Genomic DNA, 12,653 nt, shown 5'->3' on the forward strand with positions numbered 1-12,653 from the left:
GCATTCGTGCGTTCACGATCACGTAACCGGACGGAAGCGAGCCGTCGGTAGCGTCGGCCCCATGACGGCATCCCGCACTCGCCTCGAACGGCTCTGGCACCGGCCCTTCCACAGGTCGAAGCACAGGTGCGCGGTCCCCGGCGCCCAGGACACCCGGCTGCCCGGGCTCGCCGCCTCCCCGGCCCGGCCGACCCGTCCGCACCCGGTGCCGGCCGCCCGGGCCGGGGAGGCGGTGTCCCGGCTGTCCCTGCCGGACGGGACCGGGCTGGTGCTGCGCCCCGCCGGACCGGCCGACAAGGCGGCGGCCCTGGCGATGCACGGCCGCTGCTCCCCCGCCGCGCTGCGGCTGCGCTACCACGGGCCGGTCCGGGACGCCGCCCGCTACCTGGACCACCTGCTGGACCCGCGGCACGGCCGCAGCCTGGTCGCGGCCGCCCCGGACGGGCGGATCCTCGCACTCGGGCACCTGATGTGGGACGACGAGGAGGCGGAGCTGGCCGTGCTGGTCGAGGACGCCTGGCAGCGGCGCGGGCTGGGCCTGGCCCTGCTGCGGCGGCTGACCGCGGCCGCCAGGACGGCCGGGATCGGCACGGTGTACGCGGTGACCCAGGCCGCCAACACCGGGCTGATCGCCGCGATGCGCCGGCTGGCGGCGCCGCTGGACTTCCGCGCCGAGGACGGCACCCTGGTGATCACCGCCACCCTGGCCGCCGGAGCCGCTGCCGCCCCGGCGCCCGCACCCGCGCCGGGGCGCTGACCATTTTCTTCACCACATCCTCACCGGATGCCCGGGGAACCCGGGACCGGCGGCGGAGCGTCCCCGGGGAAACGAAGGTCCCTCCGTACACCGCCCTCCTTGACGGGCCGTCAGCGGCCCCCGGGGCCGCGTCGCAGCAGGCGGCGCGGGGTCCGGTTCGTCCGGTCGGGCGACGGAGTCGGTAGGCTGACCCCGTCCCCGCCGCCCGACGGCCCGTTATCCGGCCACCGGGCGGTGCCGCAGCAAGGAGGAACCACTGAGCATGGCAGGCACCGAATCGGAGCCCACAGGCGCACGCGACGCCTCGCTGCCGGCCCGCGCCAAGATCGCGGTCACGGCCGGCAAGGTCGCCGCCGCCGTGTCCCGTAAGGCCGGTCGCGGAAGCGGCTCGGTGATCGGCGGCAAGGTCGCCCTCAGGCTCGACCCCGATCTGCTCGCCACCCTCGCCGACCACCTCGACGTCGTCCTGGTCAGCGCCACCAACGGCAAGACCACCACCACCCGCCTGATCGCCGAGGCGCTGCGCGCCGCCGGCCCGGTGGTCTCCAACGCCCTGGGCGCCAACATGCCGGCCGGCATCACCTCCGCGCTGGCCGGTGGCACGGACGCCCGCTTCGGCGTGATCGAGGTCGACGAGAAGTACCTGGCGACGGTCGCGCGCGACACCCACCCCAAGGCGATCGCCCTGCTCAACCTCTCCCGCGACCAGCTCGACCGCGCCGCCGAGACCCGCATGATGGCGGAGAAGTGGCGCGAGGGCCTGCAGGACACCGAGGCCGTGGTCATCGCCAACGCCGACGACCCGCTGGTGACCTGGGCCGCCTCCTCCTGCAAGAAGGTCGTCTGGGTGGCCGCCGGACAGGCCTGGAAGGAGGACGCCTGGTCCTGCCCCGCCTGCGGCGGTGTGATGCAGCGCCCGGGCGACGACTGGTTCTGCCAGGAGTGCGGCTTCCGGCGCCCCAACCCGCACTGGGCGCTCCAGGGCACCCACGTGATCGACCCGCAGCGCGGCGCCTGGCCGATCCAGCTGCAGCTGCCCGGCCGGGCCAACCTGGCCAACGCCACCAGCTCGGCCGCCGTCGCCGCCGTGTTCGGCGTCTCCCCACAGGTCGCGCTGGAGCGGATGCGCTCGGTGAGCGCGGTGGCCGGCCGCTACGACGTGGTCCAGTACCAGGGCCGGGACATCCGACTGCTGCTCGCGAAGAACCCGGCCGGCTGGCTGGAGACCTTCTCGCTGATCGACGGCCCGCCGGCGCCGGTCCTGCTCTCGGTCAACGCCCTCGACGCCGACGGCACCGACACCTCCTGGCTGTGGGACGTCGACTACGAGCGCCTCGCCGGGCACCCGATCTTCGTGATGGGCCAGCGCAAGCTGGACCTGGCCGTCCGCCTGGAGGTCGCCGGGCTGCAGTTCCACGTGGTGGACACCCTGGAACAGGCCGTCCGGATGGCCCCGCCCGGCCGGATCGAGGCGATCGCCAACTACACCGCCTTCCAGCAGCTGCGGAAGGTCGTGGCCGGCTGATGCCGCGCCCGCACACCAGTCTTTTCGTGACGGAAGGCCTTCGAGGATGAGTGAGAGCAGCCTGCGCGTGGTCTGGGTCTACCCGGACCTGCTCAGCACCTACGGCGACCGGGGCAACGCCCTGGTCGTGGAGCGCCGGGCCCGCCAGCGCCACCTCAACGTGACCCGGATCGACGTCCGGTCCGACCAGGCGATCCCCACCAGCGGGGACATCTACCTGATCGGCGGCGGCGAGGACCGCCCGCAGCGGCTGGCCGCCGAGCGGCTGCGCGCCGACAGCGGCCTGGTGCGCGCCGCCGAGAACGGCGCGATCATCTTCGGCGTCTGCGCCGGTTTCCAGATCATGGGCCACGAGTTCGTCAACGACCTCGGCGAGCGCGAGCAGGGCCTGGGCCTGCTGGACGTCTGGACCACCCGCGGCGAGGGCGCCCGCTGCGTCGGCGACGTGCTGGCCGACATCGACCCGCGACTCGGCCTGCCGCAGCTGACGGGCTTCGAGAACCACCAGGGCGTCACCCACCTCGGCCAGGGCGTCCAGCCGTTCGCGACCGTCACCGTCGGCCGGGGCAACGGCACCGGCGACGGCACCGAGGGCGCCTGGCGGGACACCGTCTTCGGCACCTACATGCACGGCCCGGTGCTGGCCCGCAACCCCGCCGTCGCCGACATGCTGATCCGGCTGGCGCTGGACGTCAACGCCCTGCCGCCGGCCGACACCACCTGGTACGACGCACTGCGCGCCGAGCGCATCGCCGCCACGACGCGCCCCGCGTAGTACCGGGCAGTAGTACTCAGTAGTACCCAACGACGCACCCCACGTCGTACGTCCGGACGCCCGCCCGGGTGCCCGCGATGCGGTCACCCGGCCCGCGGGCGGCCCCGGACGTACGACAATGGGGCTGCCGGCTGCACACCCTCCTCGGCAGCAGGCTGCAATTCCGCGCGGGGGCGCCGACGGCGCCGCTCCCGCGTCGGCTCCTGCCCGGCCGGACCAGGGGCCGTATGCTCGACTTCACGGCCGTTCCCGGACCTCCTGTCCGGACCGGCCGGTCCTTCACCCCGCGGCCACCTCCCCGCCATCCCGGTGCGGGAGCGCCTCGTCACGGTGTCGGCTCGTCGTCCCAGCCTGTAGTCCGGCCGTTCCTCGGTTCTGCTCGGGAGTTGCAAAGCTAATGCGTATCGGAGTGCTGACCAGCGGCGGTGACTGCCCCGGCCTGAACGCGGTGATCCGTTCCGTGGTGCACCGTGGGGTGGTCGACCACGGCGACGAGATCATCGGGTTCGAGGACGGTTGGCGCGGTTTCCTGGAAGGGCACCACCGCCCCCTGACCCTGGACTCGGTGAGCGGCATCCTCGCCCAGGGCGGCACCATCCTCGGTTCCTCCCGGGTGCAGCCGAGCCACCTGCGGGACGGCGTCGAGCGGGCCAGGCAGTACTGCTCGGACCTCGGCCTGGACGCGGTGATCCCGATCGGCGGCGAGGGCACCCTGAAGGCCGCCAAGCTGATGAGCGACGCGGGCCTGCCGATCGTCGGCGTGCCGAAGACCATCGACAACGACATCGCCGCCACCGACGTGACCTTCGGCTTCGACACCGCCGTGTCCGTCGCCACCGAGGCCCTGGACCGGCTGAAGACCACCGCCGAGTCCCACCAGCGGGTGATGGTCGTCGAGGTCATGGGCCGGCACACCGGCTGGATCGCGCTGAACGCGGGCATGGCGGCCGGTGCCCACGCCATCGTCGTCCCGGAGCGCCCGTTCCACATCGAGAAGCTCACCGCCGTCGTCCGCGAGCGCTTCGACCGGCAGAAGAAGTTCGCCATCGTGGTCTGCGCCGAGGGTGCCAAGCCCGAGCCCGGCACCATGCACTGGGAGGAGGGCACCAAGGACATCTACGGCCACGAGCGCTTCACCGGCATCGCCACCCAGCTCTCCCGCGAGCTCGAGCACCGCCTCGGCAAGGAGGCCCGCCCGGTCATCCTCGGCCACACCCAGCGCGGCGGCACCCCGACCGCCTACGACCGGGTGCTCGCCACCCGCTTCGGCTGGCACGCCGTCGAGGCCGTCCACAAGGGCGCCTTCGGGCACATCACCGCGCTGCAGGGCACCAAGATCAACCTGGTGCCGCTGGCCGAGGCGGTCGCCGAGCTGAAGACCGTCCCGCAGGAGCGCTACCAGGAGGCCGAGACGGTCCTCTGACCGCCTCCACACCCGTGCGGGAGCCCCCGGTCGCCCGGCCGGGGGCTCCGGCACACCCGGCGGGCGGTGCCCCGCACCCGCCGGTTAGCGTGGGCCGGGGCGCGTCCGCCCCGCCCCGGGAGCCCACCCACCGGAGGGACGACGGCCCGTGGAGACCCTGGCCTACGGAGTGCAGGCCGACGAACGGCCACTGCTGGAACGGGCCTTCGCGGGCCGGCACGGGCTGCGCTGCCTGGACGTCACCCGCACCGCCGTCGGCCAGATCATCGACGCCACCGCCCGCAACATCGACGACTTCGCCGCCGGCCGGCGCAGCGAGAACACCCTGGGGCCGAAGGACTGAGCGGACCCGGTACCCGGGCTGCGTATATCGGCTGTAGATCAGTGCCTGTGAAGGTCTTCCTGTCGGACCCGACGGACCCAGGAGGACGACCCTCACCATGGACTCCCAGCTGCTCCCGCTCGCCCCGGACCCCCGTGAGGACCTGCCGCACGGCCTCGGCGAGCGCGAACTCCGCCAGTACGCACCGGAGATCGCGCTCGTGCGCCACGCACTGGACTCCCCCGAGCACCGCTTCCAGCGCTACCGCGACACCCGGGTGCGGCTGCTCGCCGACGAACCGCTGCGAGCGGAAGTGCTGCGGGCACTGCTGCGGACGGGCTGCCGGGACATCGAGGTGGTCGCCGAGCCGGCCCGGTTCGGCGAGTTGAGCCGGGCCGCGGAGCAGGAGCGCCGGGACCCGGACCAGTGGGTGCACCTGACGGACGGGGCCGACGCTCCGGACGTCCCGGGAGTGCCGCGCACCGGGGCCGTGCTGGAGGTCCGCACGGTGCGCGGGAACTTCGAGACCGCGCGCCGCGCCCTGATCGCGACCGCGCAGCACTGCGCCGCCGCCGGCCTGACGCCCGCCCAGCTGCTGGTGGGCGACGACGAGGTCTGGTTCGGCCCCACCGCGGCACGGGCCGCCGCCGCCGGCTGGCTCCGGCTGCTGCCGCCCAGCGGCGGGACCCGGCAGACGCCGCTGGACGGCGCCGTCCCCGGCCTGCTCGCCCACCGGCTGGTCCTCAGCCTGTTCCTCGCCCTGACCGGCCTGGACGAGCTGCCGCCCGCGCCCGGGTCCCCCGCCGACCCCGTACTGACCCGTACCGACCTGCGCACCCTCGCCGGATCCCGCCACCCGGCCCTGCCCCACCCGGCGGCCGCCACCGCCGGACTCCGTGCCGCGGGCACGGAGCAGCCGACGCCCCCGACGCCCTCCGACGAATCCGGCGCGGAGCTCCTCGCCCGCACGGCACGCGTCGTGGACGCCCGGACCGGCCTGCTCGGCGCGGTCGACGAGGCCGACTTCAGCCAGTCCCCGCTCCGGGTCTGCCGCGCCGTCCCGCACGGCTACCGGGGCGGACCGCTGGACGCCCCGGCCATCGGCTCGGGCCTGGAACGGGAAGAGGCCCGGCTCGCGGCCGTACTGGCCGGCCTGGCGGCCTACGCGGCGGACGCCGCCGCCTGCCGGACGGCCGACGAGGGCCTGGCCGCCGTCGAGGGCGTGGACCTGGCCGACGGACGGCCCGTCCTGATCCCGGCGTCCGCGGCGTTCCCGGAGCGCGCCCCCGGGACGCGGCTGCGCGGCGCGGCCGGCGGCCGGTCCCCCGAGGAAGCGCACTGGCACGGCCTCGCCGACCAGGTCGAGGCGCTGCTCGCCCTGCCCGCCCACCCGGCCGGGCGGATCACCGCGCTGGACCCGGCGGACTTCACCGCCGACCCCCGCACCGCGCAGCTGCTGCGGCTGCTCGAAGCGGACGGCGAGCCCGCGCTGTACGACCTCACGACGGTGACCGGCGTGCCGGCCTGCGCCACCCGGCTCGGACCCGCCGGGCAGGACCCCCGCGCCGAGACCGTCGCCGCCGCCGGACGCGACCTGGCCGAGGCGGTCGCCCGCGCGGCCGAACGCGCGGTGCTGGCCCGGCAGTGCAGGACGGAGGGCCGGCCCGCGTACCGGCCCGAGACGGTTCCGGGGATCACCGCGCTCGCGCCCGTGGCCGCCGCCGCGCAGCGGTCGGACGCTCCGGGCACCGACCTGGCCGCCCTGGCCGCCGCCCTGCGGGCCACCACCGGCCTGCGGGCCGTCGCCGTCCCGCTGGACCGCGATCCGCTGGCGACCGCGGTCCTGCCCGGCCTCACCCGGGTGGTGCTGCTCCCTGACTGACCTCGGGAGACCCGCACGGCGGACGGGCTGACCGGCCTGGGCGCTCTGCACGTCGGCCCCCAGGCCCGGACCGGTGCCCGGCTTCCGGTGCGGCGGTGAACGCCGGAACCGAAGGCGTTGATCTTTCGTCAATCGGTGACTGAGAAGCTCAGCGAGTCGCACACACCGTGCGCCTCCCGACCGACCAGGAGCCTTCCGATGAACCTCGTTCCGTCCGCCGCCAAGCGCACCGCAGCCCTCCTGCTGGGCCTCGCCGCCGGTGCCGCCCTGCTCACCGCCACGACCGCTGCGGCCGCCCCCGCCCCGGCGACCACCCACCAGGCCGGCGGCCCGCACACCAAGCCGACCCCCGAGGAGTGGAACACCATCGCCTCCGTGGTGGTGCCGCCCCGCCAGCAGGCCTGATCCGGCCGGCCGCAGCGCGAGCGGCGGAGTGACCGGGAATCCCCCGGGCCTGCGCCGCCCGCCCTGACGGCGCCTCCGACGCTCAGTCCCCGGACCGCACCCGGTCACGGAACTCCCGCAGCTCCGCCGCCTCCGGCAGCCCCAGCGAGCTCAGCAGCTCGTACGCCCGGGCCGCGTGCTCCGCGGCCGCCGCCCGGTCGCCGAGCTCGGCCTCGGTCCGGGCCAGCACCTCCAGGGCGTACGCCCGGTCGCGTTCGCCGTCCCGCGCGGTCTCCAGGTGGGCCACCGCCGACCGGGCCTGAGCCAACGCCTCGTCCAGCCGCCCGACCGCACGCAGGGTGTCGGCGCGCCGGTAGCGGGTCATCGCCTCCTGGCGGGGCAGCCGGGCTGTCCGGCACAGTTCCAGGCACTCGCCGTAGGTGGCCAACGCCTCCTCGTGGCGGCCGAGTTCGTGCAGCGCCCGGCCGCGGATCCCGAGCGCGTGGGCTGCCCCGTGGCTGTCCGGGGCGTCCCGCAGGGCGCGCAGCTCCTCGTCGCAGATCGCCACCGCCTCCGCGGCGTCGCCGTTGCGCAGTCGGGCGAGGGCGGCGTTCAGGGCGGTGGCGAGCGCGCCGGAGCGGTGGCCGAGGTGCCGGGCCAGGACGAGGGCCTGGTCGAAGCTGCGCACCGCGTCGGCGTGTCGCTGCTGGAACAGCGCGATCACGCCCAGGTCGTTGCAGGTCTGGCGGAGGATCACGGTGTCGTCGGCACGCCGGCACGCCTCCGCGGCCCGGGTGGTGTGCTCGCGGGCCTCGTCGAGCCGGGTGGCCTGGAGGGCGACGTTGCCGCAGACGAAGCGGGCCCGGCCGGCCGCCCGGTCGTCGCCCGCCAGTTCCGCGGCCTCGGCCACCTCACGGGCGACCGAGGCGAGCCGGGCGGACGGGACGTCCCGTCCGAAGGCGCTGCACGCGACCAGCAGGTCCGCGGCGGCGCCCAGCAGGGCGGGATCGGCGGCGGACCGCAGCGCGACCCCGATGGTGTGGGCGATCCCGTCGAACTCCCGCACCAGCCAGGCCCTGGCCTCGGGCAGGTCGGCGAACCGTGAGGCGTGCTCGACGGCGAAGGTGGTGCCGGCGGGGTCCCCCGGCACCGCCCACTGGAAGGCCGCGACGGCACCGGACAGCAGGAAGCGGAGCAGCCGGGCGGCCACCGGCGGCCGCCCGCGGTCGACCAGCCGCTGCTCGGCGTAGTTGCGCAGCAGTTCGTGGTAGCGGTACCGGCCGGGCCGCGGCGACTCCAGCAGGGCCGCGTCCACCAGGGACTCCAGCACCTCCTCGGCGTCCTCCCGGCCCAGGCCGAGCGCGGCCGCCGCCGCGTCCAGCGCGATCGTGGGCCAGGTGAAGGGCGCGAGGGTGCGGAAGGCGTACGCCTGGACGCCGTTCAACTGCCGGTAGCCGTGCTCGAACACGGTGGTCACGGCCAGGCTGCCGGCCCGCAGCCGGTCGATCCGGTGGCGCTCGTCGGTGAGCGCGGCGACCAGCCGGGCCAGTGCCCAGCGCGGCCGGGCCGCCAGTCGGGCGGCGACGATCCGTACGGCCAGCGGCAGCCCGCCGCAGAGCTCGACCAGCTCCACGGCCGCGGCGGGCTCGTCGGCCACCCTGGCCCCGCCGACGACCTGCCGCAGCAGCTCGAGCGCCTCGTCGGCGGCGAAGACCTCGAGGTCGACGTGGGCGCGGGCGGAAAGTCCGGGCAGCCGGGTGCGGCCGGTGAGGATCACCCCGCAGTCGGCGGAGCCCGGCAGCAGCGGCCGCAGCTGCTCGTGGTCCCGGGCGTCGTCGAGCAGGAGCAGCACCCGGCGGCCGTCGAGCAGACTGCGCAGCAGCCGGGAGCGGTCCTCGACGGCGCGCGGCAGATCGGCGGCGGCGACGCCGAGTGCGCCGAGGAAACTGCCCAGGACGGCGCCGGCGTCGGCCGGTTCCCCGCTGCTGCCGCGCAGGTCGGCGTGGAGCTGGCCGTCGGGGTAGCGGTCCCGGATCCGGTGGGCGACCCGGACGGCCAGCGTGCTCTTGCCGATGCCGCCCATGCCGCTGATCGAGACCACCGCGAGGGCGGACCGGTCGGCCCCGGCCAGGGCCTCGGCCAGTTCCCGGACGGCCTCCGCGCGGCCGCTGAAGTCCGATATGTCCGGCGGCAGTTGGGCCGGCCGGACGCTGCCGTCCGACGCCGTGGACGAAGCGGCGGACAGGGCCGCGGAGGGGCCGGCGGCGACCGGGGCCAGCAGCGCCGGGTCACCCACGAGGATCCGGCCGTGCAGCTCGGACAGCTCCGGGCCGGGGGCCAGCCCCAGCTCCTCGTCCAGCGTCCGCCGTGCGCGGGCGAAGACGGCGAGCGCGTCGGCCTGTCGTCCGGCGGCGTACAGGGCCTGCATCAGGAAGCCGTAGGACCGCTCGCGCAGCGGGTGCTCCCGGACGAACGCGGTGAGGTCGGACACCAGCACGTGGTGCCGGCCGCGCGCGAGGTCGACGGCGAAACGCTGCTCCGCCAGCGTCACCCGCAGCTCGGCGAGGCGGGAGCGCTCGGTCTCGGCGAGCGGCCCGGGCACGCCGGCCAGCGGCTCGCCCTGCCAGAGTGACAGCGCGTCGGCGAGCAGCCCGGCGCACTCCTCCTGCCTCCCCTGCCGCCAGGCCCGGGCGGCGGCGGCACCCAGCCGTTCGGCCCGGTGGGCGTCCACGGACTCGGGCGGCACGGACAACCGGTAGCCGTCGCCGATCGAGGCGAGCAGCTGCACCGCGGGCTCGGTGCCCTCCGGGGCGGGCAGCCGCTGGCGGATCCGCCAGGCGTAGGTGCGCAGGATCGTCACGGCGGACGAGGGCGGCTCCTCGCCCCACAGCGCATCGATGAGTTCGCACAGCGTGACGGCGCGGCCGGCCCGCAGCAACAGCGCGGCCAGCATGGCCTGTTGCTGCGGCGGGCCGGGCGCAACGGCCCGCCCCTCGTTCTCGATGCCGAGCGGCCCGAGGAGGCTGAACCGCAACCGCTGCGCCCCGCACTCCTGCTGTACCACGTCCGCTCCCCTCCGGCCCCCCGGCAAAGTTCGTCCACCCTACACACAGCGGAGCGGTCTGCCAGGAGTGCCACGAGCTGGCCGGACCACGTCCGACCGGCGCGAACGCGGACCACCGGCGGTGTCGGCGGCCCTTCGGTCTGCTAGCGTCCGGACATGGTCAAGATCGTGCCGTTCACCGGCGGTGAGAAGGAAAGCCTGCACGCGGCGCTGGACCGGCACCGCGACGTGGTGCTGTGGAAGCTCCGGGGCCTGGACGACGAGCAGCTGCGCCGACCGATGACGCCCTCGGGGACGAACCTGCTGGGCCTGGTCAAGCACCTCGGCGGCGCCGAACTCGGCTGGTTCCGGGAGACCTTCGGCCTGGAGACCGGCCCGCTGCCGTTCGACGTCGACGCCGACGACAGCTCCGACATGCGGATCGAGCCGCACGAGTCGACCGCAGACGTGCTGGCCTTCTACGCCCGCGCCCGGGCGGCCGCCGACGAGGCGATCGGCCGGCTGGAGCTGGACTCCCTGGGCACCTCCTGGTCGGGCCGGACGGTCTCACTGCGCTGGGTGCTCATCCACATGACCACCGAGACCGCCCGGCACGCCGGGCACATGGACATCCTGCGCGAGCTCACCGACGGCGCGACCGGGGACCACGACCGCGGCTGAGCCGCCGACTCACTCCACCGGCGCGAGCTCGCCCGCCAGTTGGCGCAGCTCGTGCCCGAACTCGGGGTTGGCCAGCGCCGCGGCGAACTGGGCGCGCAGGTAGGCGGCCGGGTTGCCGGTGTCGTACCAGGTGCCGGCGATGACCTGCCCGTAGACGGCGCGGCGGGCCGCGTAGGCGTTGATGGCGTCGGTCAGGTAGACCTCGTCCTCCGGCTTCTCGAGCCAGCGGCGGGTGAGCTCGCGGAGTTCGTCGACGATGCCGGGGGTGATGACGTACCCGCCGATGGCGGCGTACCCGGACGGGGCGTCGGCCGGCTTGGGCTTCTCGACCAGGCCGGTGATCCGCAGAGAGCCGCCGCCGAGGTCCTCCTTCACCACCGGCACGCCGTAGCGGTAGGAGTCCTCGGGGGCCATCGGCATCAGCGCCAGCACCGGCGCGTTGGTCTGCTCGTACGCCCTGATCAGCTGCTGCGCGCGGGGCACCTCGGCGACGAAGACATCGTCCGGCCACAGCACCAGGCAGGGCTCGTCCCCGAAGTGCCGGGCGGCGTTGAGCACGGGGGTGCCGTTGCCGTACGGGCCGTGCTGGTAGAGGTAGCTGATGTGCCCCTTGCGGGACAGCTCCCCGACCTCCTCGACGGCGTCCGCGAACGCCGCCTTGCCGTCCCGGCGCAACTGGTCGACCAGCACCGGGTTGGGGCGGAAGTGCTCCTGGATCAGGCCCTTGTCGCCGTTGACGACGATGGTGATGTCCGTGATGCCGCTCTCGATCAGCTCGCGCACGGTGTGCTCGATCACCGGCTTGTCACCGACCGGCAGCATCTCCTTCGGGGTGGCCTTGGTCAGCGGCAGCAGGCGGGAGCCGAGTCCGGCGGCGGGGATGACGGCTCGGCGGATCGTCCTGGGGGCCATGTGATGTTCTCTCATGTCGACTGCAGTGCGTCGCAGTTGAGCGGCGCCAGGACCGACGCTACCAAGGATGACGGCGTGATCACCCGCCGCACGCGCGGGGCGGCGGCCCCGACCACCGCCCCCGCACCGGCCGTTCGCTCAGGCCGTGTAGCCGCCGTCCACCGCGAGGGCGGTACCGGTGACGTAGCGCCCGCCGGGGCCGGCCAGGAAGGCGACGGCAGCGGCGATGTCCTCGGCCTCGCCGAAGCGGTCCAGCGCGGTCAGCGAGCGCTGGAAGGCGGCGGAGTCACCGTCGGCCGGGTTCATGTCGGTGTCGATCGGGCCCGGGTCGACGACGGTGGCCGTGATCCCGCGCGGGCCGAGCTCCCGGGCCAGGCCCTTGGTCAGCCCGACGAGCGCGGTCTTGGCCGTCGCCTGGAGGACGAAGTTCGCGCCGGGGACCCGCCCGTTGAAGCAGGAGCCGATGCTGATGATCCGCCCGCCCTCGCCCATGTGCCGGGCGGCGGCCTGGGCGGCCAGGAACACCGAGCGGACGTCCACGGCGAGCACCCGGTCCAGTTCCTCGACCGACACCTCGTCGAGCGGGCCGTAGGTGAGGAAGCCCGCGTTGTTCACCAGGACGTCGATCCCGCCCAGTTGCCGGACCGTCTCCTCCACCGCACGCGTCGCGGCCTCCGGTTCGACCAGGTCGGCGCGGATCGCCACCGCCCGGCCGCCCGCCGCCTCGATCTCCTTGACGACCGTCCGGGCCTGTTCCTCGGCCCGGACGTAGGTGAGCGCCACCGCCGCCCCCTCGGCCGCCAGCCGCTTGGCCACCGCCGCGCCGATCCCCCGGCTGCCGCCGGTCACCAGGGCCGCCTTGCCGGTCAGCTCGTTGCTCATCGTTCTTCCCCCTTGAGTGGATGCTGCGTTCGTCGCGCCCCGAAGGTAGGGCCTGACACAGGTGTCA

The 12,653-nt window shown here is 75.0% G+C and carries 11 protein-coding genes; 8 read left to right on the top strand and 3 right to left on the bottom strand.

The window, feature by feature from the left end; translation table 11 throughout:
• Nucleotides 1–61 precede the first annotated feature (61 nt).
• The 7 genes from BOQ63_RS10595 to BOQ63_RS10625 all read left to right on the top strand — a co-directional run bounded on the left by BOQ63_RS10595 (nt 62) and on the right by BOQ63_RS10625 (nt 7,089).
• Nucleotides 62–757 (top strand): GNAT family N-acetyltransferase, encoded by a 696-nt coding sequence (locus BOQ63_RS10595; RefSeq protein ID WP_030283210.1) that lies wholly within the window; start codon nt 62–64, stop codon nt 755–757.
• A gap of 262 nt (nt 758–1,019) precedes the next feature.
• On the top strand, nt 1,020–2,282 hold the full coding sequence (locus BOQ63_RS10600; RefSeq protein ID WP_030283208.1) for a MurT ligase domain-containing protein: 1,263 nt from the start codon (nt 1,020–1,022) through the stop codon (nt 2,280–2,282).
• A 46-nt stretch (nt 2,283–2,328) separates the two neighbouring features.
• Nucleotides 2,329–3,057, top strand: a complete 729-nt coding sequence (locus tag BOQ63_RS10605; RefSeq protein WP_030283205.1) for a type 1 glutamine amidotransferase — start codon at nt 2,329–2,331, stop codon at nt 3,055–3,057.
• A gap of 397 nt (nt 3,058–3,454) precedes the next feature.
• Nucleotides 3,455–4,480: a 6-phosphofructokinase gene (locus tag BOQ63_RS10610; RefSeq protein ID WP_030283203.1), complete on the top strand. Its 1,026-nt coding sequence runs from the start codon at nt 3,455–3,457 to the stop codon at nt 4,478–4,480.
• A 148-nt stretch (nt 4,481–4,628) separates the two neighbouring features.
• A complete protein-coding gene (locus BOQ63_RS10615) occupies nt 4,629–4,823 on the top strand; it encodes a hypothetical protein (protein ID WP_030283201.1) in 195 nt (64 codons plus the stop codon).
• Nucleotides 4,824–4,920: 97 nt separating this feature from the next.
• Nucleotides 4,921–6,684, top strand: a complete 1,764-nt coding sequence (locus BOQ63_RS10620; protein ID WP_150475804.1) for a YcaO-like family protein — start codon at nt 4,921–4,923, stop codon at nt 6,682–6,684.
• A 198-nt stretch (nt 6,685–6,882) separates the two neighbouring features.
• The gene (locus tag BOQ63_RS10625) at nt 6,883–7,089 is read left to right on the top strand and encodes a hypothetical protein (RefSeq protein ID WP_030283197.1); all 207 of its coding nucleotides are present in this window, start codon (nt 6,883–6,885) and stop codon (nt 7,087–7,089) included.
• A gap of 82 nt (nt 7,090–7,171) precedes the next feature.
• Here BOQ63_RS10625 and BOQ63_RS10630 read toward each other — a convergent pair whose 3' ends face one another.
• Entirely contained in the window at nt 7,172–10,132 is a 2,961-nt protein-coding gene (locus BOQ63_RS10630; protein ID WP_223885894.1) for an AfsR/SARP family transcriptional regulator, read from the bottom strand.
• A gap of 156 nt (nt 10,133–10,288) precedes the next feature.
• Here BOQ63_RS10630 and BOQ63_RS10635 point away from each other — a divergent pair, with 156 nt between their 5' ends.
• Complete coding sequence (locus BOQ63_RS10635) at nt 10,289–10,792, top strand: DinB family protein (protein ID WP_030554476.1); 504 nt, start codon at nt 10,289–10,291, stop codon at nt 10,790–10,792.
• Nucleotides 10,793–10,801: 9 nt separating this feature from the next.
• Here BOQ63_RS10635 and BOQ63_RS10640 read toward each other — a convergent pair whose 3' ends face one another.
• The gene (locus BOQ63_RS10640) at nt 10,802–11,704 is read right to left on the bottom strand and encodes a UTP--glucose-1-phosphate uridylyltransferase (protein ID WP_030554479.1); all 903 of its coding nucleotides are present in this window, start codon (nt 11,702–11,704) and stop codon (nt 10,802–10,804) included.
• Between the two features lie 138 nt (nt 11,705–11,842).
• Complete coding sequence (locus BOQ63_RS10645; protein ID WP_030283188.1) at nt 11,843–12,586, bottom strand: 3-oxoacyl-ACP reductase family protein; 744 nt, start codon at nt 12,584–12,586, stop codon at nt 11,843–11,845.
• Nucleotides 12,587–12,653 lie beyond the last annotated feature (67 nt).

Source organism: Streptomyces viridifaciens (assembly GCF_001888885.2).
GTDB lineage: Bacteria > Actinomycetota > Actinomycetes > Streptomycetales > Streptomycetaceae > Kitasatospora > Kitasatospora aureofaciens.